This window comes from Micromonospora sp. FIMYZ51, from assembly GCF_038246755.1.
Lineage (GTDB): Bacteria > Actinomycetota > Actinomycetes > Mycobacteriales > Micromonosporaceae > Micromonospora.
The window spans coordinates 3,993,423-4,017,951 of sequence record NZ_CP134706.1; the positions used below are offsets into that span (position 1 = coordinate 3,993,423).

Below are 24,529 nucleotides of genomic sequence, written 5' to 3' on the forward strand. Positions count from 1 at the left end.
ACCCACCGCCGGGCCCGTCCCACGCACCAGCGGCCCATCACCCACCGCCGGGCCCGTCCCACGCACCAGCGGCCCATCACCCACCGCCGGGCCCGTCCCACGCACCGGCGGCCCGTCACCCACCACCGGCGGGCCCGTCCCGCGCACCGGCGGCGGACCGCGCAGCACCGGTGGCTCAGCGCCGTCGCGCCCCGGACCCAACAGCGCAAGCACCGGCCGGCCGGGGCACGGGATCGATGGCTGACCGGCGTAACCAGCTGGTCGCCCGGGTCCGGGAACTGCTTGCCGAGGCGCTCGGCGCAGCCCGCACCCGGTCGGCCACGGCGCAGACCACGCTGGCCGCCGCGCGGGAGCGGGCGGTACGGGTACGGCGGGCGGCTGCCGGCGTACCGCAGCGGGTGGGTGCGGAACGGGACCGGCGGCTGACCGAGATCGAAACCGGGCACTCGGCGCGGCTGGCGGAGCTGACCCGGCGGGCCGCCGAGGCCGCGCTGCGGGAGGCGCCCGGCGCGGGTTCGGCGGACTGGTCTACGTGGCGGCCCACCCCGCCGAGCGGGCCGAACCGCCGGGCCTGGCCCGGGTCGGCACGCTGCGACTGCCGGAGCAGAGGCGACCGGACGGCGGCGTCGAACCGGTGCCGGCGCTGGTGGCGCTGCTCGACGGTGGCCACGTGGCACTCGACGGCGACCCGGCGGGCTGCGCGGCGCTGGTTTCCGCGTTGCTGCTGCGCAGCCTGGGCCGCGCGGCGCCGGGCAGCGTACGCCTGGTCGGCTACGACCCGGAGCAGCTGGGCGGCGGGTTGGCCGGGTTCGCCCCGCTGGGCACGGCCGGGCTGCTCACCTTCGTCGGCCCCGGCGGCCTGGGCCGGCTGCTCGACGACCTGGTGGAGCAGATCCGCCGGATCAACGAGACCGTGCTGGCCGGCGAGCACGCCTCGCTGCGGGAACTGGCCGCCGCGACCGGTCGCCGACCGGAGCCGTGGCGGGTTGCGGTGCTGCTCGGCGGGGAGGAGCTGTCCCGGCACGAGCGCGGCCAGCTGGACCGGGTGGTCCGTGCCGGTGCCGCGTGCGGCGTACACCTGATCGTGCGGGGGGTGCCGCTGCCGGACGATTCGACGGTGACCCGGGTGGTGGTGACCACCGACGGCGCCGACGTCGGCACCCTGCCGGTACGCCTCGACCCCCCGCCGCCGGCCGCGCTGGTGACCGAGACCTGCCGCCAGATCGCCTCGGTGGTCAGCGCCGGACCGGCACCGACCCCGTTCACCGATCTGCTGCCGCCGCCGGAGCAGATGTGGCGGGAGGACTCGGCCACCGGCCTGACCGCGCCGATCGGTGAGGGACCGCAGGGCCGACCGGTGCTGTTGACGCTCGGTGACTATCCGCCGCACGCGCTGATCGGCGGCCCCTCCGGGACCGGCAAGACCAATTTGATCTTCGCCTGGATCGGCGCGCTCGCCGCCCGTTACTCCCCCGCCGAGCTGGAGTTCTACCTGTTGGACTTCAAGGAGGGGGTGTCCTTCGCCCGGTTCGCCAAGGGACGCCGGGATCCGAGCTGGCTGCCGCAGATGCGGTTGGTCGGCATCAACGTCAACACCGACCGCGAGTTCGGGCTGGCGTTGCTGCGTTTCCTCGCCGAGGAGCTGCGCCGCCGCGCCGACGCGGCAAAGAAACACGAGGTCACCAAGCTGGCCGAGCTGCGCGCGGTGGACCCGACCGGGCACTGGCCGCGGATCGTGGCGGTGGTGGACGAGTTCCAGATGCTGCTCGCCGGCCGGGACGCGGTGGCCCGGGAGGCCGCCGACCTGTTGGAGGACCTGGCCCGCCGGGGCCGGTCGCAGGGCATCCACCTGGTGCTGGCCTCGCAGGACGTCCGCGGCATCGAGGCGCTGTGGGGACGGCCGGCGCTTGTCGCCCAGTTCACCCTCCGGATAGCGCTGCCCAAGGCGCTGCGGATCCTCGCCGAACGCAACGACGCCGCCCAGTCGCTGCCGAAGTACCACGCCGTGGTCAACGCCGAGTCGGGGCTGCCGGAAGGTAACCAGGTGGCCCGGATCCCCTCGGCCAGCGACTGGGAGACCTGGAGCGAGCTGCAACACCGACTGTGGCGGATGCGGCCGGCCGAGGCGGCACCGGCCCGGCTCTTCGATGGCGACGCGATCCCCCGGCTGGCCGACGCGCCGGACTTCCGGGCGCTGCAAGCACCGGAGATGGGTACGCCACGCGGCCCGGTCGCCCTGCTCGGCGAGATCATCGACGTGCAGGCCCGGTCGGCGGCGCTGCGGCTGCCCCGGGCCCCCGGGCGCAACCTGGCCGTGCTGGGCACCCGGGTCGACGAGGCGTGCGCGGTGCTGGACGCCGCCGCCCGCTCGCTGGCCCGGCAGCACCGTCCCGGCAGCGCCCGGTTCTCCATCGCCTGCCTGGATCCGGACGCCGACCCGGCGGCCCGCGCGCTCTACGAGGATCTCGCCGACGACGCCGCCTGGTACGACGAGGAGAGCGTCACCGAGCTGATGGCCGAGACGGCCGACGGTCTCGGCGGGCCGGGTGCCACCGGCGCACCGCACTACCTGCTGCTCTTCGCCGTCGACGCGGCGGCCGGCGCGTTGGCCGCCCGGGTCGGACGGGCCAGCGGTCTGGAGCACCTGCGCCGGATCATGCACGACGGCCCGGAGCGCCGCACCCACGTGCTGGCCTGGTGGCGCGGCGTGGCCCGGATGCGCGCCGACCTGGGCGGCGCCGGGGCCCGCACCGATCAGATCGGCGCCTGGGTGGCGCTCGACACCCACGGCGGGGAGCTGAGCGGCTCGCTGTATCCGGGCACCAGCGGCCCGGACTGGTATCCCCGCCCGTGGCGGGGCCTCTTCTTCGACCGGGCGGTACACCGCACCGGGCAGACCATCATCCCGTACGGACCGTCCCGATGAACGAACCGGTGACCAGCGAGACGTACGCGGCCCAGCTCCGGCGACTGGCCGAGCTGACGGCGCGGGTACGCCAGCAGCGGGAGGAGGCGTACGCCTGGCACGAGCAGCAGTGCGCGGCGGCCGATCGGGCCGTGGCCGAGTCGGCCGACGAGGTCAACCGGGCCGAACGGGAGCTGGTCGCGGCCCGCGAGGCGCAGGAGCGGGTGGATGCCGAGGTGGCGGTGCTGTGGCAGGAGCTGAACGTCCGGCTCGGTGGCGGCGGGCGGCGGGCGGGCACGCCACCGGCCCCCCGAGCGGACGCCACCGGCGACCCGGAGCCGCTGCTGGAGGGTGCACGCGACCTGCTGCGCCGCGCCCGGCAGCCGGGTGAGCTGCCCAGCGGGGTGAACCCGCTGCTGGCCCTCTGCGGGGTGGGCGGGGCGGTGCTGGCGTACGCGCTGGGCGCCGGTTTCCGGGCGCTGGCCGCGCGGGCCGACGGTGAGCTGGCGGTGGGCCTGCCGGTGCTGGCCCTGGTGGTGACGCTGCTCGGCCCGGTGCTGGGTCTGATCCCGGCGCGCCTGATCGCCGACCGCCGGCACGCCGTGCTGAGCCCGCGTCCGGTGATCGTGGTGGCCACCGCCGGTCTGGTGACCACTCTCCTGCTCCTGGTGACCGCCTGAATCCGCGCGTCAGCCGGCGCGCTCGGGGGTGAGCACGGCTTCCCGGAGCAGGCGGCGGGTGAGGGTGAGGCGGTCGGCGTCGGTGTCGAGGGCGGGAAGGTCGCCGACCCGGGTGACCTCGCCGGTGAGCAGGGCGCGCAGCGCGGGCTCGCAGTCGGCGGGCAGGGTCAGTGTGCGGTCGAACAGGCGCAGGGTGATCCGGTCGCCGTCGCCGGTGAGCTGCCAGCGCAGCCCGGGACGGACGGTGACGTGGCTGTCGACGCCAAGCGCGGCGAGCGCGGCGGCCTGGGCCAGCGGACGGATCGGTGCCGGACGCGATGCCGGCCAGGCCCGCTGCCGCAGCCGGGCCGCCACCGCCGCCGGATCGGCCCGCAGCAGCCAGTCCCGCAGTGCCTCGACGGTCTCGGTCAGCTCCGGTTCGATGGCGTCCGGGTCGGCCAGGTCGGTGCCGAACGGCAGGGTGGCCCGCAGCCGCCGGTCCTCCGTGGCCAGCGCGAGCAGCTCCTCCACCAGCGCGTACCGGGTGAGGGCGCGGATGCCGACGGTCAGGTGCAGCGAGCTGTCCTGCTGCGCCTGGGCGCTGTGCAGCCAGCCGCGCGGCAGGTAGAGCGCGTCGCCCGGTTCGAGGACCACGTCCAGGGCGGGCGCACCCTGCGCGCTGGCCGTGACCTCGTCGGCCCGGCCGCCCCAGGGCTGGCGTTCCAGCGGGTCGGGCAGCACCGGTGGGTGGATCCGCCAGTGCTTGCGGCCGTCCACCTGGAGCACGAAGACGTCGTGGGTGTCGTAGTGGGTGGCGAAACCCTGGCTGCCGGGCGGGGTCAGGTAGGCGTTCACCTGCAACGGCTGACCGACGGCCAGACCCAGCTCACGGGTGAAGTCGATGAGCGCCGGCCAGGTGCGGTGCAGGCCCTGGAGGACGAGGGTGGCGCCGCCGGCGTACAACTCGAGGATCTTCTCGTCGAGGACCTGGTCGCCGATCTCGGCGCCCGCGCCACCGCCGCCGGTGTACCGCGCCGCCGGCACCAGCTGGCCGTCCTTGGCCACCCGCAGGAAGGGGGTACGCAGACCCCGCCGGCTCAGCAGTTCGTCGGCGTCGGCGGGGCTGAGCAGGTCGATGAAGCCGGCCGGGTTGGGCAGCTCGGCGGCGCGGGACAGCAGTGGGGTCTGTCCCCAGTGGGCGGCGGCGAACTTTGCCGGTTCCACGCTGACACAGCGGGCCAGCGCCGCGACGGCCGATGGTGGTGGCCCGGCCGGAGCGCAGACCGCCGGGCGGCCCTGGCCGCCCGGCGGGTCGAGTTGCGTCATGGTGATCCGCTATCGCGCCGCGCCGTCGGCACCGCCGTCGTGCTGGCCGGGGGTCGCGCCGCCATCGGCCGGACCCTCGGCACTACCGTCCGCACCACCGTCGTGCTGACCCGGGGTCGCGCCGCCATCGGCCGGACCCTCGGCACTACCGTCCGCACCACCGTCGTGCTGACCCGGGGTCGCGCCGCCGTCCGCCGGACCCTCGGCACTACCGTCCGCACCACCGTCGTGCTGACCCGGGGTCGCGCCGCCATCGGCCGGACCCTCCAAGCCGCCGCCGCTGGTGCGCTGAATGTCGTCGTCGTTGAGTGGCATTCGTGCTCCCTCGGATGGCCCCGCCCCCGCCGTCGGTGGGGTGCGTCGTGTCGCGCGTGGTACCCCCGCGCGATCTTCTCTAACCACACTGCACACCACCGTAAACGTCCGCTCCGGCCGACACGGGGCGTTCGGGTCACGACGCGGCGGCGTACGCCTCGGCCAGGCGGTCCAGCACGCTCGTCCCGTCCCGTCGCGGCACCGGCGCGCCGAGGTGCACGGCGCGCAGTTCGGCCATCAACTCGTGCCACAGCTCGGGCCCGCCGGCCGCGAGCAGTTCCGCCCGCACCCGCAGTTGTCGGGTGGTGCGGCGGTGCCGCAGACCCCACTGCCCCAGTTGGGCGAAGACCGGCACCAGGTGAATCGACGCCTCGGTCAGGCTGTAGGCGGCCCGCCGGCCCGGCCCCGCGTCCTGTCGGGTCAACAGGCCGGCAGCGACAAGCCGCCGGAGCCGGTCAGCCAGGATGTTGGAGGCGATCCCCTCCTCGGAGCCGGCCAGCAGTTCCCGGAAGTAGCGCCGATTGCCGAACATCACGTCGCGCAGCACCAGCAGGCTCCAGCTGTCGCCGAACGCCTCGACGGCGGCATTGATCGGGCAACCCGAACGCGCCGGCTCCACCTACCAACTCCTCACCGTCGAGCTGGTTGCAATCTACCATCAGATGCTTCGACGGCGACCGGGCAGCCGGACCGTGGCAAGCCCGGCCAGGGCGGCGGCGGCCAGGAAGGCCGTACCGGCGCTGGTGGCCGCCTGGAGCGACGGCCGGGGCCACGCCGGTGCCGGATCCGGGGCCGACCGGCCGGGCGTGCGCTACGGCACCTCGTTCGAGGTGTTCCACTTCGACCTCTGGTAGGCCGGTGCGACACGCCGGCTGGTCGGACCGGTCGGTCAGGGCATGACCTGCGCGAGATCGCCGGGCATGTTGGCCCGCACGTCGTCCCACTCGCCCTGGGTGATGTGCCGGCGCAGGGTGTCCAGCACCACCTGCACCACCCGCTGCGGGCCGCCCTCGACGTCGTACGGGAAGCCCTGGCGTACCTCGTACAGGAAGTCGTCCCGGTTGAGCTTGATCGGCACGTTCTGCGGCTGCCAGCCGTCGAAGTAGATGCCCCGCACCAACAACGGCAACTGGGCCGAGAACTCCACGCTCTCCTGCACCGGCATCCGGTCCCGCAGCAGGTGCAGCACGGTGCGCAGGGCCGCGTACGACTGGTTGCGTTGCGCCTTCGGCCACCCGTACGCCTGCTCGATGTCCTTGAGAATCAGGTTGGTTTTGTCCACCGAGGACTCCACCGCCGACTGGAACTGCTCAGCCATCTGTCCACCCCCGTAGGTCGGTCTCCCACCGTCGGTCGTCGGGCCGCCGGGGCGGGCCCACCGGACCGCGTCGTGGCCTGATCGGGCCGCCCCGGCCGAGGCGTGACGCGCGCCTGGACCGGTCGGCCGCCCCGATGACGCGCAGCACCCCGTCCGGTCGCCGGTGCGGTAGCACCGTCATCGCCATCCACCTCCGTCGGTCGTCCCCACCATGGTCGGCACGGCGAGGGTGAGCCGTCCTCACCCGCACCGGGTGAACAACGGCGCGGGATCAGGCGGTCTCCGGGAGAAGTTCCTGGAGTTGCTTGGCGTTGCGTTGGGCGTAGTCGCGGTAGCAGTTGTTGAACAGCACGTGGGTCTGTGCCGTCTGGTCGGCGAGTTCGCGCAGCTTGGGCGCCCAGTCGCGCAGCTCACGGTCGGAGTAGCGGTAGCCGAACTTCTGGTGGATGTCGCGGCTGGTCCACTTGTCACTGTGGCCGTGGAAGCGGACGACCGCCAGGTCCGAGGTGGCGGCCAGCACCGGTGGGATCGACGAGCGGTGCCCCTGCGGCATGTCCACGCTGACGTACGACAACCGGTGCTGACGCAGGAAGTCGAGGGTCTCCTCGGCGTTGTCCCCGTCGAACCAGGAGGCGTGCCGGAACTCGAAGACCGGCCGTAGCGGCGCGCACCGCCCGGCCACCTCCAGCAGGTACTGCTTGTTGTCGCGGCGGATGGTGAACCAGGGCGGGAACTGGAACAGCAGCGCACCGAGCTTGTCCGCCTCGACCAGCGGGTCCAGTGCGCTGAGGAACCGGCTCCAGACCTCCTCGTACGCCTGCGGCGGCAGGTCGGCCGGGTAGACGTTGCGCTTGTCGGTCTGCGGTCGAAGCTCCTTGTAGAGCGAGCTGACCTTGGTGGGGTGACCGGTGAGCAGGCTGAACGCCTTCACGTTGAAGGTGAACTCGGCCGGCGTACGCTCGGCCCACAACCGGGCGGTACGCTCGGCCGGCGGCGAGTAGTAGGTGGCATCCACCTCGACCAGCGGGAACTGCCGCGCGTAGTAGGCCAGCCGCTTCTCCGGCGTGTCAGCTTTGCCGGGATACCAGCCCGAGTCCAGCAGCGTCCGGTCGGTCCAGGAGGCGGTACCCACCCTGATCTCGCCCATGGGTGCAGTCCACCGCGTCCCGGACCGACCGGCAACCTGCCGAGGCTCAGGCCGCCCGCCGCTCCCGGGTCTGCTTGCACGTCACACAGGCGGTCGCCGCGGGGAAGATCTCCAGCCGCTCCACCGGGATCGGCGCCGAGCATCCCTCGCAGTAGCCGTAGGTGCCCTCGTCGAGTCGGGTCAGGGCGTGCTCGTACTGGGCGCGCCGGTCGAGGATGGTGCGGAGCAGGGACTGCGCGGTGTCCCGCTCGGCGGTCTTGGTGCCGCTGTCGGCCTGGTCGTCGCCGGCGGTGTCGCCGACCTCGACCAGCCGCAGCACCTGGCTCTGCTGCACCGCCTGCTCGTACTCCTCGGACAGCTCGGCGTAGCGGGCCTGCAAGGAGAGCCGGATCCGGTCGGTCTCCGCCTGGGACCGGCCCGTGCCGATTGTGTCGTGGACGAGCATCGCTGCCTGCCTTTCCTCGGCCTATTCGTCAGCCCGGGCGGGACGCACCCACCCGGCGATACCGCCCAGACCTGATCAGCCGGGCGCTGTGAGCCCCGCGAATACCCCCCGCGACGGCAGGTCAAACCGGGTCGGCGGCGGATTCCACGATCGCCGGACGACGCGGGTCGTCGACCCGGACCACCAGGTCGGCGAAGCTGGCGGGGGCGACCTCGTCGGCGTACCGGGCGAACGCCGGCAGCGTCCACGCCTGCTCGGCGGCGCTGCGGCGGCGCAGCGCGCCGGCCGACATCTCCAGGTGCACGGTGCGGTCGAAGGGCAGGCCGCCGCCGAGCAGGAACGCGCCGCTGACCAGGACCACGCCGCCGGGCGGCAGCTCGACGTACCCGGCCCGGGTGGCCCGATCCGCTGCGGCGTCCCAGAGCGAGGGCAGCAGCCGGCCGGTCCCCGCCGGCCCCGCCGGATCCAGTACCTCCCGACGCAGGCCGGCCTCGTCGACCCAGCTCTCGTAGTACGCGTCCGGATTGTGCCGGCCCCGTTCCAGCCGGACGGAGGCGGGCCGGAGGAAGTCCTCGGCCCGGACGTGCAGCACCGGGCGGCTCAACGCGCGCAGCGGGTCCACAAGTGCGGCGGCCAACTCGCCCGGACGTGCGGCCGGCGCGCCGTCGATGCCGACCCGCAGCCGCCCGGCCGGTACGGCGTCGGCGAGCCGTTCGGCCAATTCGGCCACGAGTCGCTGCGGTGAGATGGGGCGCACGCGCATCCGACAATCGTGCCCGGCCGGCGGTCGGGCGCCCAGCCGGACCGGTCAGCCGGTGCGGTCGAGGGTGACCCGGGCGTCGTCGGCCAGTCGGTATCCGACGCCGTAGACGGTGGTGACCAGCGGGACGTCCACACCGACCTTGCCGCGCAGCCGGCGCACGTGCACGTCCACCGTACGCACGCCCGCGTGCTCGTAGCCCCAGACCGCGTTGAGCAACTGGAGCCGGGTGAACACCCGTCGGGGATGCGCCACCAGGTGCAGCAGCAGGTCGAACTCCAGCCGGGTCAGCGGCAGCGGCTCGCCGTCGCGCAGCACGGACCGGGAGGAGGCCAGGATGTGCAGGCTGGGAATGGTCGGGGCGAGATGCCGTGCCGACCGTCCGGCCGGGACGCTGTCGGTGCGACGCTCGGGCACCACCGGGCCGACGGTGCTGACCATGCCCTCACCGTGCTCGATCATCTCCCGGGCCGCCTCCAGCAGCCGGCGGGCGGCCGGAGTCAGCGACTCCTCACAGGCCAGCGGGATGGAGAGGGTCACGGTGAGCACCGGAGCCGCCGTACTTGTGGGGCGGCGTTGACCGCCCGGAGGCCGACCAGGGACCACGGGTTGGGACGTATGCCATCCGGCGCGCGACGAAGCGGGGCTGACCGACATGGTCCTCCTTGGCTGGTCCGGGTTTCCCCACGGCCCCGGGACGCCGTTTTATCGATGCTTCCCGGCGTCCGTGCGAGGGTCAAGAGGCGGCTGCGTTGCATGAATGTGACAATTGACCGACACTTCGCAGCCAACTGCTCGCTCTGCGTACGAGCCATGTTGATTACAGCAGAGCCGCCCACTTGATCTGTTACGGGGGGGTCCCCGGCGGATTCACCTCTCGGGTGGCCGCCACTTCACCTCTCGGGTGGCCGCCACTTCACCTCTCGGGTGGCCGCGCCGAATTGTTCTCCCGGGCTCCCCTTTCCCCGGGCAGCGCACCGGACGGACGCGGCACACCCGGACCCGGATGCGCCGCGCCACGCTCGCCGCTCGCCTCACGGCTCGATCGTCACCCGGGCCTCGTCGGCGAGGCGGTACCCGACACCGTGCACGGTGGTCAGGATCGGCGTGTCGGCGCCGAGCTTGGCGCGCAACCGGCGGACGTGCACGTCCACGGTGCGCGCCACCGCGTGGTCGTAACCCCAGACCGAGTTGAGCAGCTGGACCCGGGTGAAGACCCGACGCGGTCGCTCGGCGAGGAAGAGCAGCAGGTCGTACTCGATGCGGGTCAACTGGATGGTCCGGTCGCCCTGCTGCACGACGCGCGGCCCGGTGAGGATGCGGACGGCGTTCGGGTCCGCCGGGCCGGTCCGCTGGCCCGCGCCCGGACCCGCCGCAGTGGCGGCCCGCTCCCCGACGTCCGCAGTGGCGGCCCGCTCCCCGACGTCCTCGGGAAAGACCCAGCCGTCGTGGGACAGCCGGCCCTCGCCCGACTCGGCCAACTCGCTAAGCACCTCCATCAGACGCCGCAGACGCGGACTCACCGGCCCTGCGGCGAGATCGACCGTGATGGTCAGGGTCGGTCCGGTGCGCGGCCGGGTCAACCAGACCCGGTCGGGGCGGCCGGGCGGGTGCTGACGCGGACTGATGGCGACGACGGACATGGTGGCCTCCTGGGACTACCGCCACGCCGGGTGGGCGGGGCGGTTCAGCGGGACGCCCGACCGGCGGTCGCCGGGGGCGCGAGGATGGGGCGGGACAGCGGGGTGGGACCGAGTACGGGCAGGCCGGCGATCCGCCACGCGGCGAAACCGCCGATCACGTCGGTGGCCCGGTACAGCCCGAGATCCTGCAACGAGGCGGCGGCCAACGACGAGGTGTAACCCTCCTGGCAGATGACCACCACGGGCAGGTCGTAGCCGACCGCCTCGGGCAGCCGGGCCGGACATCGCGGGTCGAGCCGCCACTCCAGCACGTTGCGCTCGATCAGCAGCGACCCCGGCACGGTGCCGTGCGCGGCCCGCTGCGCGGCCGGCCGGATGTCGACAAGCAGCGCGCCACCCCGGTACGCCAGGTGCGCCTGCTCCGGGTCGAGTCGGTCGATCCGGGCCCGGGCGGCGGCCAGGATCTCGTCGATGCCCCGCGAGCCCGGGGGTGGCACCGGTGGCGGACAGCGGAGGTCGGCCGGTTCGGTCTGCGACATCAGGGGTTCCTTCCAGGAAAGATCATCTTTGCGCGTCGAAGGCTCGGCGGCGGGGCGAGGTGGGCCGCACGGAGATCACCATGCCACGCCGGCCTCGGCCACCTCGGCGACCAGCAGCCGGCCCTCGGCCAGGTGGTAGCGGGTCATCCGGCGCAGGGCCGGACGGTAGACGTGCACGCTGACCGCCGGCTCGGCCTGCCGGTTGGTCACCACGTGCACGTGCCGTGGGCCGAACCGGCGGCCGGAGCCCGCAGCGAGCAGGTGCGGACGCAACCGGCCACCGCTGACCGTCTCCTCGGTGAGGACACCCGCGGCGACCAGGAAGGCACCGGCGGAGCCACCGTGGTCGTGCAGGTCGGTGCCCTGGCCGGGCAACCAGCTCAACGCCCACACCTCGTGGTCGTCGTGCGCCGCCAGCCGGGCGTACCAGCGGCTGGTGGGGTCGAAGCGCAGCGGCACCGGCCAGCTCGCGGGATCGGCGGCCCAGCGCCGGGCGACGGCGAGCAGGTCCGATTCGGTGGCGGATACGGCAGGCATCAGGTCCTCACGGCGGTCGTCGGCGGTACGTCCCGATCAGCTTAGAAGGTAAACCCTATAGGTTTAGTAGGCAATCCTACGATCTGAGACACAGGTGATCGCGACGCGCCCCGGCCCGACGGGCGACGGGCGACGGGCGACGGGCGACGGGCGACGGGCGACGGGCGACGGGCGACGGGCGACGGGCGACGGGCGACGGGCGACGAAGATCATCGGATCGACCGGCGGTCGCGGGCGGTGCCAGGGCGCCGACTAACCTGGACCGGTGAGCGAGGAACTCGACGCCGAAACCCTGGAATTCGCGCACCGGATGTTCGACCTGGCGCGCGACGGCGCGACCACGGAACTCGCCGGGTACGTCGACGCGGGGCTGCCGGTCAACCTGACCAACCAGAAGGGGGACAGCCTGCTGATCCTGGCGGCCTACCACGCCCATCCGGAGACGGTCCGCGCGCTGCTCGACCGGGGCGCCGACCACTCCCGCGCCAACGACCGGGGACAGACGGCGCTGGCCGCAGCCGTGTTCCGCAAGAACGCCGAGGCGGTACGCGCACTGCTCGACGCCGGCGCCGACCCCGACGGCGGCAACCCGTCCGCAGTAGCCACCGCCGAGTTCTTCGACCTACCCGAGATGCTCGCCCTCCTACAGGGTTAAGGAAGGGCCCCCTTTTAACGCCTGCGGTAGAGGAAGGGCCCCTTGTTAACACCGGAGCCGGCCCGCGAGCGGCCGACGCCGTAGCGCCGCCTATCCGCTCGCCGGGAAGCCGACTACGCGCTGGCCTCGATCAGGAAGCGTCGGGCGTACGCGACGAAGGAGCCCTCCGCGCGGATCCGTTCGTGCAGGCGCCGCAGCGCGGGCCGGTGTGCCGCCACGGTGAAGCCGGGCACCGTCCAGATCACCTTGCGCAGGAACCAGACCACCGCCCCGATGTCGTAGAAGACCGTCCGCAGGGTGGCCTCGCGCAGGTCCACCACCCGCAGGCCGGCAGCCTGGGCGGCGGCCACCGCGTGCTCCGGATGGCGGTGCTCGGGCGGCGGCAGTGGACCGAGGATCGCCTCGCTGAGTTCGCGTACGGTCCCCGGGCCGATCTGCTGGGACAGGAACGTGCCGCCCGGGCGCAGCACCCGCGCCACCTCGGGCCAGTCGGTACGCACCGGATGCCGGCTGACCACCAGGTCGAAGGCGGCGTCGCGGAACGGCAGCGGCGCGTCGCCGCGCACTGCCACCACGCTCGCCCCGAGCGGCGCCAGGTTGGCCCGCGCCACCGGTACGTTCGGCAACCACGCCTCGGTGGCGACCAGCAGCCGGGGCGGGTCGGGTACCTCGGCCAGCACCTCTCCCCCGCCGGTGTCGACGTCCAACGCGGCGGCGGCCCGCGCCATCCGCGCCGCGACCAGCCGCGCGTAACCCCAGGGTGGACGCTCCTCGGTGGCCCGCCCGGCGAGCCAGTCGAAGGCCCACCCCTCGACCGGGGCGGCGGCCCCCTCGGCGATCAGATCCTCGAAGCTGGGTTCTCCTGGCACGGACGCCAGCGTGTCCGGCCGGCACCCCTGCGGCAACGCCTTTTCCCGCCGAGCACGCGCGCTCTACGGGCGGGGACGGACCACCTCGACGGTGGGGGCGTCGACGCCACCGCGTACCACCTCGACGCTCGTCGCCTCGGGACTGGCCTCGAAGTGGCGCATCAGCCGCGCACCGAGGTGTACGCCCACCCCACCGACGGCCAGGGCGAGCATCTCGACGACCAGCAGCGCCGGGGTGGCGCCGCGGTTCGCCGCGTCCGCCCGGATCAGGCAGGAGAGCAGGAACAGCCCGGCCATGCCCGCGTTCACGACGTTGAAGCTGATCGCCGTGCGGCGGGTGCGGTCGGGCGGCACGTCCCACAGGTCGACCATGCCGGCCACCGCGGTCAACGCCGCCGTCACCAGGGCGGCCACCGCCGTCCAGTAGCCGACCTCGCCGAGGAAGGCCGGGCCGCCGGCCACGTCGGCGAGGTCGAAGATGGTCGCGCAGACGAAGAGCCCGTACGGAAAGGTCACCAGCATGGGTTGAATCGGATGCCCCTGCACCCGCAGCCGGCTCTGCATCGTCATGTCCCCCCTGGGATCGAATCAGCCCAACAGCCCAGGGTGCTACCCGGGTGCCAGCCGGGTGAAACGACGGTTCAGTTGTCGCGGGGCCGGGAGACGGTGCTGACCAGCCGCTCAGCCACCTCACGCAACGGGATGGACAGCGACTCCGCAGCGCTGCGCAACACCTCGAGGGCGTCCTCGGCCGGGCAGCCACGCTGGGTCATGATCACCCCAACGGCCTGGCCGATCACGCCGTCGCCGAGCAGCGCGGCGTCCTGCTCGCCGGCCTGCGCGGCCCGTCGCTGGCGGTCGCGCACAGCGGCGAGCAGCAGGCCGGCGTGCTCGGCGAGCAGCATCGCGGTCAACTGATGGCCGGTGGTGAGCGCGTCGGACTCACCGGCGTAGAGGTTCACCGCGCCGATGACCTGCTCGTCGATGTCGACCGGGGCCGAGATCACCCCGTGTACGCCCAACTCGCGTGCGCGGGCCGTCCAGTCCGGCCAGCGCCGCTCGGCGTCCAGGTCCTCGGCACCGACCATCTCCCGCCGCCGGATCGCGTCCATCGCCGGGGTGTCCGCGCCGTAGCGCAGGTCGTCGAGCCCGCTGAACCGGCTGTCGGAGGCGGCTACCCCGGCCGGTTCGCCGGCCCGCAGCGCGGTGAACCCGCACCAGCTCACCCCGACCAGCGCATCCCGGGTGATCCGGACCAGCGCGGCGAGCGCCTCGTCGAAGTCCTCCATGGCGAGCAGCCCGGCGGTCAACTCCCGCAGCAGGGCGGCGGTCTCCAGCACGCCGAGCGTCTCCACAAACGGTGGACTGGCGTCCAGGTTCACCGGTCCTCAGCCCCCGTACGACCGGCCTGCGTCGTCACCTGTCTCCTCCTCGACTCATCCGGTACTGCGCGTCGCCGCGCGCCGGCGCACCAGGGGTGATCCGCTTGCTGGCGTCGCGCAGACCCGATCCACCCGAACCGGGGCGCCCCCGGACCACGTGGACTCGCCCTACTACCCACCCGAACAAGGGTCGAAACGGTGCAAACCGGGGCCCATCCAGGGTACGACCACCGCCAGGAGGGCACGTCCCAGCCGCGAAGAAACCGCACCGCGACCACCACCCGATCAGCCCGCAACCGGTCGGCCCGGCAACCGGTTACCGCGACTCGACTCGGCAACCGGTTACCGCGACGATCGGCGGCGTCTCGGTCAGCGTGCGCCCGCGCCGCTGAGCCGGCGGCCGACCGAGGCGATCAGCCGGTCCAACTCGGAGCCGAACGGGTTGTCGTGCACGAGGTACGTCCAGGTCGCACTCGGCCGGACCAGCTTCGCCGCGTCCGGCTCCCAGTCCTCGTCGAACTCCGTCTCCTCGAAGGTCGCCAGGGTGCGCGTCTCGATCTCGGGGACCAGGTTCGTGAAGGCCGGCACCGCAGCCCGGTGGAACTCGTCGAGCGGGTCGAGCCGGCCCAGGGCACGCAGGTGCACGCCCTCGCGGACCTCCGACAGCTCGGCCAGGTGCTCGGCCCAGAGCCGGTCGAGGTGGTAGAGCGCGATCGACCGGGCCACCCGGGCCAGCAGGTCCTCGTCCATCTCGCCGGCCTTCTCCGGCATCTTGTCCAGCAGCATCAGCGCGGCGATGTCGCTGGTCAGCAGCCGCTCGCGGCGTTCGGCAAGTGCCTTGCGCTGTTGCTCGATCACCACGCTGTAGCGCCAGGTGTTGCGGTGGATCTCGTGGTTGACGCCCTCGGCGACCCGCTGCGCGTGCTCCACGGCGTAGTCCACCTGCGCGTCGGTGACCAGGCCGTCGGCGTTCATCCGGGGCGACGGCGGCACGGTGTCACCGGCGTGCCGGACGACCAGGTCGTCCTCCAGGCTGACGAAGAAGACCGAGCCACCCGGGTCACCCTGCCGGCCGGCCCGGCCACGCAGCTGGTCGTCGACCCGGCGGCTGTCGTGCCGGCCGCTGCCGATCACGTAGAGGCCCCCCAGCTCGGCCACCCGGTCCCGGTCGGCCTGGTCGCTGCCGCCGAGCCGGATGTCCACGCCCCGGCCGGCCATCTGGGTGGAGACGGTGACCGCACCGTACGCGCCGGCCTCGGCGATGATCGCCGCTTCCTCGTCGTCGTTCTTGGCGTTGAGCACCACGCACGGCACACCTACCGCGTTGAGCCCGGCGGCCAGCTGCTCGGACTCCTTGACGTCCAGGGTGCCCACCAGCACCGGCCGCCCGTCGGCGTGGCAGCGCTTGATCTCGTCGATCAGCGCCTCCTCCTTCTCCGCCCGGGTGGCGTAGATGCGGTCCGGCTCGTCCACCCGTACGCACGGGGTGTTCGGCGGGATCACCGCGACCTCCAGGCCGAAGAACTCCCGGAGCTGGTCGCCGACGAGCACCGCGGTGGCGGTCATCCCGCACACCTTCGGGTAGAGGTTGATGTACGCCTGCACCGCGATGGTGCCGAGCACCTCACCCTCGGCCGTGGCGTCCAGCCCCTCCTTGGCCTCCACCGCCGCCTGGAGTCCGTCCGGCCAGCGCCGCCGCTGGGCGACCCGGCCACGCATCTCGTCGATCAGCTCGACGGTGCCGTCCCGGACGATGTAGTCCACGTCCCGGTGCAGCAGGGCGTGCGCGTGCAGCGCCACGTTCACCGCCGAGAGCTGCTCGACGTGCTCCTCGTCGTACAGGTCGATGCCGAGCTTGGCCTCGACGGCGGCCAGCCCGGCGGAGGTGAACGCCACACTGCGACCGTCCTCGGCGACCGTGTAGTGCCGGCCCTTGCGCAGCCCACGCACCAGCGCGGCGGCGGCGTGCACCGGATCCTGCTCGCCGGGCACCGAGCCGGCCAGCACCATCGGCACCCGGGCCTCGTCGATCAGGATGGAGTCGGCCTCGTCGACGATCGCCGTACGCAGCGGCGGCTGGACGCGGTCCTCGATGTCGGTGACGAGCTGGTCGCGCAGGAAGTCGAAGCCGGCCTCGCTCACCGCCACGTAGGTCACGTCGCAGGCGTACGCGGCCCGCCGCTCGACCGGCGTGGACGCCTCGTTGACCCAGCCAACGGTGATCCCGAGCAGGGTGTAGACCGGTTCCATCCACTGGGCGTCACGGCGGGCCAGGTAGTCGTTGACGGTGAGCACGTGCACCGGGCCGTTGCCGAGCCGAACGTGCCCGTACGCGGCGATCGCGGCGGTAAGCGTCTTGCCCTCACCGGTGGCCATCTCGGCGACCTTGCCGGAGAGCAGCGACATCGCGCCGAGCAGCTGCACGTCGTACGGCCGCTGATCGAGGCCGCGTCGGGCGGCCTCGCGGCCGATCGCGCAGATCTCCTCGTAGCTCGTCGCCGCACCGGCCGCCTCGGTGAGCTCGGCATCGTCGAACGCCGAGATCTCTTCCTCACGTGCCTCGATCGCCGGCAGCAGCTTCTCCAGCGGGGCCAGGTCGACCGTGGTCCCCGGGCGCTGGAGGAATCGGCGGAACCTGGTCTTCAACCGTTGCGACACACCCATGAGCCGCAACGGTACGCGAACAAACGGATCTTGAGCGTCCCACCCACCCGCTCCCGCACCCCCGAATCTCCGCGATCTTGCAGTTTCCGCCCCAACAAACCAGGACAAAAAGTGTATTCCCGCGACCAAAAGTGCAAGATCGCGGGGGCGCGGGTGGGTGGGGCTAGAGACCGTTCTCGCGCCGCCGGCCGGTTCCGCGCCCTCCCGGGCGGTCGTACCCTGCGGGTCCGGACGCCTGCCCGAGCCGGTCGCAATCAAACGTTCATCCGTTGGGAACGTGCCGGGAGCAGGGTGCTGATCAAGCTGGGAAGACGGATCCGGTTAGCGTGCGGGGTGCTGGGAAATCCATCTCTCGGTCTTCCCGCCATCAGGGGGTGCCTGTGCGGAACACTGAATCTCTGGTCTCGCCCGTGGTCGAGGCGTGGGCCACCTATCGGACCAGTTCCCAGGCGGACTGGCCGACCCGGCGGCTGTTGCGCGCCAAGGGGGAGACCCGGGTCAGCGTGGTGCTGCCGGCGCGCAACGAGGAGGCGACCGTCGGCGCCATCGTGTCGACCATCCGCGAGCACCTGATGGACCGGGTGCCGCTTGTCGACGAACTGATCGTGGTCGACTCACGCTCCACCGACCGCACCGTCCAGGTGGCCCGGGACGCCGGCGCCGAGGTGGTCGGCCAGGACGCGATGACCCGTGGGTTGCCCCGGCTGACCGGCAAGGGCGACGCGCTCTGGGCCGGGCTGGCCGCGGCCGAGGGCGACGTGGTCGCCTTCGTCGATGCCGACCTGCGGGAGTTCCGGCCGCACTTCGTCACCGGGCTGCTCGGACCGCTGCTCACCGACCCCTCGGTCGACTTCGTGAAGGGTTTCTACCACCGGCCGTTGATCAGCACCAGCGGTGTGGAGGCCGACGGCGGCGGCCGGGTGACGGAGCTGATGGCCCGGCCGGTGCTGAACCTGTTCTGGCCGGAACTGGCCGGCTTCGTGCAACCCCTCGGCGGCGAGTACGCGGGCCGCCGGGAGGTGCTCGCGCGGGTGCCCTTCGTCTCCGGGTACGGCGTCGAGACCGCCATGCTCATCGACCTGCTCGAACTGGTCGGGTTGGACGCGCTGGCCCAGGTCGACCTCGGCGAGCGCAAGCACCGGCACCAGGACACCGCGGCGCTGGGCCGGATGTCCGCCCAGATCATGCTGACCGTTTGGTCGCGGTTGCAGCGGCGGGGCTGGGCGAATCCGGAGTTGCTGCCGACGCCCCTGTTGACCCAGTTCCGGCGGGGTGGCTCGGACGCCCTGCCGAACCTGGACCGGGAGATCGTCGTCAGCGACGTCTCGGTGGCGGAGCGGCCACCCCTGGCCGAACTGCGGCACCTGCTGCCGCGTCGGCGGGTCACCGCGGCGTGACCGACCGGGCCGGCGGGCGGCGCCGGTCACCGTTTCGCCGAGGGGGAGGCGCGCCACGATGGGTTTCACCGCATCCCGAGCTGTACGGCGGATTCGACGGCGGCGACCGGGTCCGGGTCAACGGCGTCTCCGCCGGCGCTCCGGCGGTGATGGCTCGCCGCTACCTCGCCCGCTACCACCAACTACCTCGCCTCGGCCAGGCCGCAGCCCCGCTCCGGGCGGCCTGATCCGGCGTCGTCCGGCACCCGACCGCACGGTTTCACCCGGTCTCGCGCCGGGTAGTTGGCAGGCTCGCAAGAGATGGCGGGCAGTCGGCAGATTCCCGGGCGGGCGCGAGACGAGGGCGGAGATGGCGGGCCGGATCAGCTGCGAGGTACGGAACGGGTCACCCGTCACCGTCGTCGCCCTCACCGGCACCCTCGACCTGACGAGCATGCGCGAGGCGTACGCGCTGCTGGACCGGTGCCTGGCCCGCCAGCCCGACGCGCTTGTGGTCGACCTGGCCGGGCTGACCGTACGCGACAGCCTGGCGGTGTCGGTCCTCGCCGCCGCGGCCCGGCGTGCCGAGGACTGGCCGGCGGTGCCGATGGTGTTCTGCGCACCGCAGCCCGACACCTCCGCTCAGCTTGCCGCGTCGGCTGTCTGCCGGGTGCTGCCGCTCCGATCCACCTGCACCGAGGCGACCCGGGTGGCGGGCGCGGCGGCGGTCCCCCGGGTCCGGATACGCCTGGAGCCGGTGGCGGCGGCCTGCCGGCGAGCCCGGGAACTGGTCGCCGACGCCTGCGCCAGGTGGAATCTGCCGGAGGCGGTCGGGCCGGCCTCGGTGGTGCTCAGCGAACTGGTAGGCAACGTGGTCCGGCACGCCCGTACGCCGATGCAGGTCACCGTGACGTTGCGGCGGCCGTGGTTGCAGCTGGCGGTGATCGACGGCAGCCAGCGGCCGGCCCGACCCGGACACGCCGGGCTGCGCGACGAGGGCGGCCGGGGCCTGCTGCTGGTCCGCGAGCTGGCCGAGCGTTGGGGCAGTGCGCCGGCCGGCGACGGCAAGGCCATCTGGGCCACACTGCCGGCGAATTGACCGAATTTCGCTCTTCCGCCTGGTTACATGGTCGGCGGGGCGGGTAGCCACGCCCGTCCTTTTACGTCCTCCAGCGGGGTGAGCACTGATGGCCAAGCGGGTTACCTCCGAATCCGGACAGGACCGGGGCCCGGCCATCCTGGCGCCGGCCCGGTTCGGCGGCTACCCCGGCCCACTGCGCGAACCCGTCCGGGGCGGAAAGCTGATCAGATTCCTGGCCACCACCGATCACAAGCAGATCGGGTTGCTCTACCTGCTCACCTCGTTCGCGTTCTTCCTGGTGGCCGGGGTCGAGGCGATGCTGATCCGCGCCGAGTTGGCCCGCCCGGGGTTGCAGCTGCTCTCCGCCGAGCAGTACAACCAGCTCTTCACCTCGCACGGCGCGGTGATGCTGCTGCTGTTCGCCACCCCGGCGGCGTTCGGGTTCGGCAACTACATCGTGCCGATCCAGATCGGCGCGCCGGACGTGTCGTTCCCCCGGCTGAACGCCCTGGCGTACTGGCTGTACCTGTTCGGCGGGCTGATGGTGATCGGCGGCTTCCTGACGCCACAGGGCTCGGCCGACTTCGGGTGGACGGCCTACACGCCGCTGAGCACCGCCCAGCATTCTCCCGGCGTCGGGGCGAACATGTGGGTGATCGGTCTGGTGGTGTCCGGTCTGGGCACCATTCTCGGCGCGGTCAACCTGATCACCACGATCCTGACCCTGCGCGCACCGGGCATGACCATGTTCCGGATGCCGATCTTCACCTGGAACATGCTCTTCACCAGCGTGCTGGTGATCCTCGTCTTCCCGCTGCTGGCCGCCGCGCTGCTGGCGCTGTCGGCGGACCGGCTGCTCGACGCGCACGTGTACAGCCCGGACACCGCCGGGCCGATGCTCTGGCAGCACCTGTTCTGGTTCTTCGGGCATCCCGAGGTCTACATCATCGCGCTGCCGTTCTTCGGCGTCATCACCGAGATCATTCCGGTCTTCTCCCGTAAACCGATCTTCGGCTACACCGGCCTGGTGCTGGCCACCATCGCCATCACCGTGCTCTCCATGACGGTCTGGGCACACCACATGTTCGCCACCGGCCAGGTGCTGCTGCCGTTCTTCAGCATCCTCAGTTACCTGATCGCCGTACCGACCGGGGTGAAGTTCTTCAACTGGATCGGCACCATGTGGAAGGGACAGCTCACCTTCGAGACGCCGATGCTGTTCGCCATCGGCTTCCTGGTCACCTTCCTGCTCGGTGGGCTCACCGGCGTGCTGCTGGCCGCCCCACCGGCCGATTTCCACACCCACGACACCTACTTCGTGGTCGCGCATTTCCACTACGTCGTCTTCGGTACGGTCGTCTTCGCGCTCTTCGGCGGCTTCTACTTCTGGTGGCCGAAGATGACCGGACGGCTGCTCGACGAGCGGCTCGGCAAGCTGCACTTCTGGACCATGTTCATCGGCTTCCACGGCACCTTCCTGGTGCACCACTGGCTGGGCAACGAGGGCATGCCTCGGCGCTACGCCGACTACCTGCCCACCGACGGCTTCACCACGCTGAACACGATCTCCAGCATCTTCGCCTTCGTACTCGGCGCGTCCACCCTGTTCTTCATCTGGAACGCCTGGAAGTCCTGGCGGTTCGGGGAGCTGGTGACGGTGGACGACCCGTGGGGCTTCGGCAACTCGCTGGAGTGGGCGACCACCTGTCCGCCACCGCTGCGCAACTTCGACCGGATGCCCCGGATCCGCTCCGAGCGCCCGGCCTTCGACGCCAAGTACGGCGAGCTCGTCTCCGATCTGGGGCGCGACCTGCCACAACGCGCCACCCGCCCGCCGCAGGAACTGCACGAGGAGTTCCACCGCGAGCCGCATCCGCGCGAGTCGCCAAGCGCCGAAGGCGCGCACGGTGCCCGGGAAGCCGTCGCGTACCAACCCACGCCGCAGTCCGGGGCGCGGCCCATCGAGGTGCCGGATCCGGAAGAGATTCGCCGGCCGAGCTTCGAGGAGACCGACGAGCCGGAGCAGAACCCGTTGGGTGGGGAACGCAGCCCGCAGCCCAACGACCGGTGGCGGCATCCGCGCGGGCACGGCGACACCCCGGAGAACTGAACCGGACGCCGCGGCGCCGCCCGGCCGACCGGCCACGCCGCGGCGCCGCCCGGCCGACCGGCCACGCCGAGTCGGTCCGCCCCGGCACCGGCCGCAGATCAGCAGGCCGGCTCCAGCAGGCGCAGACCGAGGTCTGCCTCGACCAACCCGGCACCGGGCCGGGCGGTCAACGGACCCGGGACGACGACACCGGCCCGGGTTCCTTCGTCTTCGACTCGGACTCGGCGGGGCCGTTCTGCCAGGGCGGCGGTGTGTCGGCAAGCATCGCCTGGCGCAGCCAGGTCAGCGCCCGCGACAGCAGCCGTGACACGTGCATCTGCGAGATGCCGAACCGGGCCGCGATCTCGGCCTGGGTCTGGTTGCCGTAGAACCGCATCGCCAGGATCCGCCGCTCCCGCCAGGGCAACCGGTGCAGCAGGCCGCTGACGGTCACCCGGTCGTCCACCGATTCCAGCGCGATGTCGGACTCGCCGACCAGGTCACCGAACTCGGCCGAACTCTCCCCGCCCACCGGGGCGTTGAGCGAGGCCGGACTGTACCCGGCCGCCGACTCCAGCGCGGCGAGGATCTCCTCTTCCGGGGTCTCCAGCCGCTTCGACAACTCGGCGACCGTGGGCGCCCGGGACAGTTCGCTGGTCAAGGCCGCCGTCGCCTGGCCGACCTCGAGGATCAGGTCACGCAGCCGACGGGGCACGTGTACGCCCCAGGTCCGGTCCCGGAAGTGCCGCTTGATCTCACCCACGATGGTGATCGCGGCGTACGCCGTGAAGGAACCACGTTCCGGGTCGTACCGGTCGACGGCGTTGACCAGGCCCAGCCGGGCCACCTGTTCCAGATCCTCGAGCGGTTCCCCGCGCCCCCGGTACCGCCGGGCCAGCCGGCCCGCGAACGGCAACGCGAAGCGCACCAGGTCGTCGCGTGCCTCCTGGCGCCGTTCGGGCGGCAGACCTTCGATCCGCGCCGCGTACGCCAGTGCCGCCGAGTCCAGATCCTCAAGTCCCCGATCGGTCGGTGGTGGTGTGGTCGTGCTGGTCTGTCCGAACATCCGCGCCTCCCTCAGGAAGGACCCCGCCCGGATTCGCCGAACACCGGGCACGTGCGTGGGCACGCACGGGCCTGTGCGTGGGTTACGTGACTGGGATGCCAGCGGGCGACGGCGCCATGCCACGCCAAGGTGATCAGCCTGTCGCAGCCGGCGGTGTTCCCGCTCCGTAGGTACTCAATCACGGGATCGCGGGTTCGCGAGGATGTTTCGCCAGCCCTGCGGTTGCCAGTCTGTCTAGCTGACGAGCAGGCCCTCGCGGGTGCCGATGTCCCGCAGCACGGCGAGCGCGTCCGCCACCTCCAGCGGCGGCGGGACGGGCAGGTCGCAGGGCTGGGCACGGAGCACTTCGGTGGCCCGGCGGGTGGGCACCGAGGTGACCGGGTACCCCCGGGCGGCGGTACGGTCCAGCGCCCGGCGGCGTCGACCGAACCCAGCCACCGCCAGCCACTGCGGCAGACCGGCCAGCGCCGGCGAGCGTACGCCCGGCGGCTCCGGCAGCACGTCCACCGAGCTGAACGCGCCGCTGCCGGCCAACCACCACTCCACCTGCTCGACGCTGCGGCGCGTGGCGTTCTCGCACCAGTACGGCACCAGGCCGGCCCGGAGCACCTGCCACGGGTCGAGCAGCCGGCCGCACTCGACCACCAGCCGGTCGCCGGTCTTACCGGCGGCCCGCAGCCAGTGCCGGTACAGGTCGGCGATGGCGGCGCTGAGCACCTCCGGGGCCGGGAACACCAGGCGACGCAGCCGGTGGGTGTGCCGCGCGGTCCACTCCCGGACGTCGAGTTCGAAACCGGACTCCACCGCGTGCTCGGCAGCGGCGGGCGCGGCGCCGATCTCCGGCAGCTCCCAGTGCGTACGGTTGCCACCGGCCGAGCGCAACACCTGCCGCAGCGCGTGGCTGTCGGGGTGAAAATCCACCGGATCCAGCCCACTGCCCGGACAGCCCACCTGGAAGCTGTGCCCGTCGGCGGTCTCCAGCACCGGCCAGGTGCGGCCGTCGCGCAGCACCAGCACCGGCGCACCGGGGGCGAGCCGCTCGGCCAGGAACCGGCGGTACGCGGTCGGCAGCCGACGCCAGCGGGCGGTCAGCAGCACCGTGGCACCGGCGAGGGCACCCCGGCTGGCCGGGCAGTGCACCTGGCGAAGGTGCAGGTCGGGGTTGCCGGCGAGCAGCCGCCCGGCGAGCCCGGCACCGTGGTCCAGGGCCGCGCGGGGGTGCTCCACCGCGCCCTGCGGCCAGTGCGCGATCATCTCGAACCCGGCGGGCAGCCAGGGCACCCCGAGCGCCACCGCCAGATGTGCGGCGGCGCCGTGCGGCGAGCCCACCAGCACGCCCGGGTAGCGGCGGCAGGGGTACTGGTCGGCGAACCAGCGGGCGACCCGTTCGGCGTCCACCTCGGCCGCCTGCCCGGCGGTGAGGGCGACCCGGCCCACGGCCCGCGTGGCCACCGCCCGGCGGACCGGCTCGGGCGTGCCGGCGAAGCGGGACACCGGCGGGCCGGTGTGACCGAGATCGGCGCAGTCGGTGCCGCGCAGCGCGCGGGCGATGGCCGCGACGAGGGTCCGGGCGATGCTGCCGGCGGCCACCACCCGGTCGCCGGCCAGGCCGGCACCCTCAGCCGTCAGCCCTGGGCGCACCTTGCGCACCGGATCCACCCTGCCTCGTTCGCTCGCCACGCGGCGGGCTTCCCGCCTCGATGCGGGTTAAACAGGGCATCCTCTCACCGAACGGCATCAACCAGCGGATCGC

Annotated in this window: 24 protein-coding genes and 1 pseudogene; 8 read left to right on the forward strand and 17 right to left on the reverse strand. The window is 72.8% G+C overall.

Going from position 1 to position 24,529, the window contains the following annotated elements:
* Window positions 1-236: 236 nt before the first annotated feature.
* Window positions 237-2,926: pseudogene (locus tag QQG74_RS18175) on the forward strand (FtsK/SpoIIIE domain-containing protein).
* The gene (locus tag QQG74_RS18180; protein WP_341715958.1) at window positions 2,923-3,585 is read left to right on the forward strand and encodes a hypothetical protein; all 663 of its coding nucleotides are present in this window, start codon (window positions 2,923-2,925) and stop codon (window positions 3,583-3,585) included. The pseudogene QQG74_RS18175 and the gene QQG74_RS18180 overlap by 4 nt, the downstream one beginning before the upstream one ends.
* 9 nt (window positions 3,586-3,594) lie before the next feature.
* Here the strand turns inward: QQG74_RS18180 and QQG74_RS18185 are convergent, their stop codons facing one another.
* The 3 genes from QQG74_RS18185 to QQG74_RS18195 form a co-directional block, all read right to left on the reverse strand.
* Window positions 3,595-4,890, reverse strand: a complete 1,296-nt coding sequence (locus QQG74_RS18185) for a cupin domain-containing protein (protein ID WP_341715959.1) — start codon at window positions 4,888-4,890, stop codon at window positions 3,595-3,597.
* 9 nt (window positions 4,891-4,899) lie between these two features.
* The gene (locus tag QQG74_RS18190) at window positions 4,900-5,205 is read right to left on the reverse strand and encodes a hypothetical protein (protein ID WP_341715960.1); all 306 of its coding nucleotides are present in this window, start codon (window positions 5,203-5,205) and stop codon (window positions 4,900-4,902) included.
* A 136-nt stretch (window positions 5,206-5,341) separates the two neighbouring features.
* Window positions 5,342-5,824: a helix-turn-helix domain-containing protein gene (locus tag QQG74_RS18195; protein ID WP_341715961.1), complete on the reverse strand. Its 483-nt coding sequence runs from the start codon at window positions 5,822-5,824 to the stop codon at window positions 5,342-5,344.
* Window positions 5,825-5,867: 43 nt separating this feature from the next.
* On the opposite strand from QQG74_RS18195, the gene QQG74_RS18200 reads away from it, so the two are divergent.
* Window positions 5,868-6,059, forward strand: coding sequence for a hypothetical protein (locus QQG74_RS18200; RefSeq protein ID WP_341715962.1), 192 nt, complete (start codon window positions 5,868-5,870; stop codon window positions 6,057-6,059).
* 35 nt (window positions 6,060-6,094) lie between these two features.
* Here the strand turns inward: QQG74_RS18200 and QQG74_RS18205 are convergent, their stop codons facing one another.
* The 8 genes from QQG74_RS18205 to QQG74_RS18240 all read right to left on the reverse strand — a co-directional run bounded on the left by QQG74_RS18205 (window position 6,095) and on the right by QQG74_RS18240 (window position 11,594).
* Window positions 6,095-6,523 carry a DUF2267 domain-containing protein gene (locus QQG74_RS18205; RefSeq protein ID WP_341715963.1) on the reverse strand — a complete coding sequence of 143 codons (429 nt, stop codon included), beginning with the start codon at window positions 6,521-6,523 and terminating at the stop codon, window positions 6,095-6,097.
* Between the two features lie 271 nt (window positions 6,524-6,794).
* The gene (locus QQG74_RS18210; RefSeq protein WP_341715964.1) at window positions 6,795-7,670 is read right to left on the reverse strand and encodes a DUF72 domain-containing protein; all 876 of its coding nucleotides are present in this window, start codon (window positions 7,668-7,670) and stop codon (window positions 6,795-6,797) included.
* 46 nt (window positions 7,671-7,716) lie between these two features.
* Window positions 7,717-8,115 carry a TraR/DksA C4-type zinc finger protein gene (locus tag QQG74_RS18215; protein ID WP_341715965.1) on the reverse strand — a complete coding sequence of 133 codons (399 nt, stop codon included), beginning with the start codon at window positions 8,113-8,115 and terminating at the stop codon, window positions 7,717-7,719.
* 121 nt (window positions 8,116-8,236) lie between these two features.
* A complete protein-coding gene (locus QQG74_RS18220; RefSeq protein ID WP_341715966.1) occupies window positions 8,237-8,878 on the reverse strand; it encodes a uridine kinase in 642 nt (213 codons plus the stop codon).
* A 45-nt stretch (window positions 8,879-8,923) separates the two neighbouring features.
* Window positions 8,924-9,532 (reverse strand): winged helix-turn-helix domain-containing protein, encoded by a 609-nt coding sequence (locus QQG74_RS18225; protein ID WP_341715967.1) that lies wholly within the window; start codon window positions 9,530-9,532, stop codon window positions 8,924-8,926.
* A 377-nt stretch (window positions 9,533-9,909) separates the two neighbouring features.
* Complete coding sequence (locus QQG74_RS18230) at window positions 9,910-10,518, reverse strand: winged helix-turn-helix domain-containing protein (RefSeq protein WP_341715968.1); 609 nt, start codon at window positions 10,516-10,518, stop codon at window positions 9,910-9,912.
* 44 nt (window positions 10,519-10,562) lie between these two features.
* The gene (locus QQG74_RS18235) at window positions 10,563-11,057 is read right to left on the reverse strand and encodes a rhodanese-like domain-containing protein (RefSeq protein WP_341715969.1); all 495 of its coding nucleotides are present in this window, start codon (window positions 11,055-11,057) and stop codon (window positions 10,563-10,565) included.
* A gap of 75 nt (window positions 11,058-11,132) precedes the next feature.
* Window positions 11,133-11,594: a cysteine dioxygenase family protein gene (locus QQG74_RS18240; RefSeq protein WP_341715970.1), complete on the reverse strand. Its 462-nt coding sequence runs from the start codon at window positions 11,592-11,594 to the stop codon at window positions 11,133-11,135.
* A gap of 265 nt (window positions 11,595-11,859) precedes the next feature.
* Here QQG74_RS18240 and QQG74_RS18245 point away from each other — a divergent pair, with 265 nt between their 5' ends.
* Entirely contained in the window at window positions 11,860-12,249 is a 390-nt protein-coding gene (locus QQG74_RS18245) for an ankyrin repeat domain-containing protein (RefSeq protein ID WP_341715971.1), read from the forward strand.
* A gap of 113 nt (window positions 12,250-12,362) precedes the next feature.
* Here QQG74_RS18245 and QQG74_RS18250 read toward each other — a convergent pair whose 3' ends face one another.
* From QQG74_RS18250 to secA2, 4 genes are all read right to left on the reverse strand, one after another.
* Window positions 12,363-13,118, reverse strand: a complete 756-nt coding sequence (locus QQG74_RS18250) for a class I SAM-dependent methyltransferase (protein ID WP_341715972.1) — start codon at window positions 13,116-13,118, stop codon at window positions 12,363-12,365.
* 63 nt (window positions 13,119-13,181) lie between these two features.
* The gene (locus tag QQG74_RS18255; RefSeq protein ID WP_341715973.1) at window positions 13,182-13,688 is read right to left on the reverse strand and encodes a DUF2231 domain-containing protein; all 507 of its coding nucleotides are present in this window, start codon (window positions 13,686-13,688) and stop codon (window positions 13,182-13,184) included.
* A 71-nt stretch (window positions 13,689-13,759) separates the two neighbouring features.
* Window positions 13,760-14,500 carry a GAF and ANTAR domain-containing protein gene (locus tag QQG74_RS18260; RefSeq protein ID WP_341715974.1) on the reverse strand — a complete coding sequence of 247 codons (741 nt, stop codon included), beginning with the start codon at window positions 14,498-14,500 and terminating at the stop codon, window positions 13,760-13,762.
* Window positions 14,501-14,869: 369 nt separating this feature from the next.
* The gene (gene secA2 / locus QQG74_RS18265) at window positions 14,870-17,164 is read right to left on the reverse strand and encodes an accessory Sec system translocase SecA2 (RefSeq protein ID WP_341715975.1); all 2,295 of its coding nucleotides are present in this window, start codon (window positions 17,162-17,164) and stop codon (window positions 14,870-14,872) included.
* 380 nt (window positions 17,165-17,544) lie between these two features.
* Here secA2 and QQG74_RS18270 point away from each other — a divergent pair, with 380 nt between their 5' ends.
* From QQG74_RS18270 to ctaD, 4 genes are all read left to right on the forward strand, one after another.
* The gene (locus tag QQG74_RS18270) at window positions 17,545-18,561 is read left to right on the forward strand and encodes a glucosyl-3-phosphoglycerate synthase (RefSeq protein ID WP_341715976.1); all 1,017 of its coding nucleotides are present in this window, start codon (window positions 17,545-17,547) and stop codon (window positions 18,559-18,561) included.
* Window positions 18,558-18,788: a hypothetical protein gene (locus tag QQG74_RS18275; protein WP_341715977.1), complete on the forward strand. Its 231-nt coding sequence runs from the start codon at window positions 18,558-18,560 to the stop codon at window positions 18,786-18,788. The genes QQG74_RS18270 and QQG74_RS18275 overlap by 4 nt, the downstream gene beginning before the upstream one ends.
* A 122-nt stretch (window positions 18,789-18,910) precedes the next feature.
* Complete coding sequence (locus QQG74_RS18280; protein WP_341715978.1) at window positions 18,911-19,639, forward strand: ATP-binding protein; 729 nt, start codon at window positions 18,911-18,913, stop codon at window positions 19,637-19,639.
* Window positions 19,640-19,727: 88 nt separating this feature from the next.
* Window positions 19,728-21,731, forward strand: a complete 2,004-nt coding sequence (gene ctaD, locus QQG74_RS18285) for a cytochrome c oxidase subunit I (protein ID WP_341715979.1) — start codon at window positions 19,728-19,730, stop codon at window positions 21,729-21,731.
* A 166-nt stretch (window positions 21,732-21,897) separates the two neighbouring features.
* Here ctaD and QQG74_RS18290 read toward each other — a convergent pair whose 3' ends face one another.
* Window positions 21,898-22,776 carry a SigB/SigF/SigG family RNA polymerase sigma factor gene (locus QQG74_RS18290; protein WP_341715980.1) on the reverse strand — a complete coding sequence of 293 codons (879 nt, stop codon included), beginning with the start codon at window positions 22,774-22,776 and terminating at the stop codon, window positions 21,898-21,900.
* 234 nt (window positions 22,777-23,010) lie between these two features.
* Window positions 23,011-24,426: a hypothetical protein gene (locus QQG74_RS18295; RefSeq protein WP_341715981.1), complete on the reverse strand. Its 1,416-nt coding sequence runs from the start codon at window positions 24,424-24,426 to the stop codon at window positions 23,011-23,013.
* Window positions 24,427-24,529: the final 103 nt, after the last annotated feature.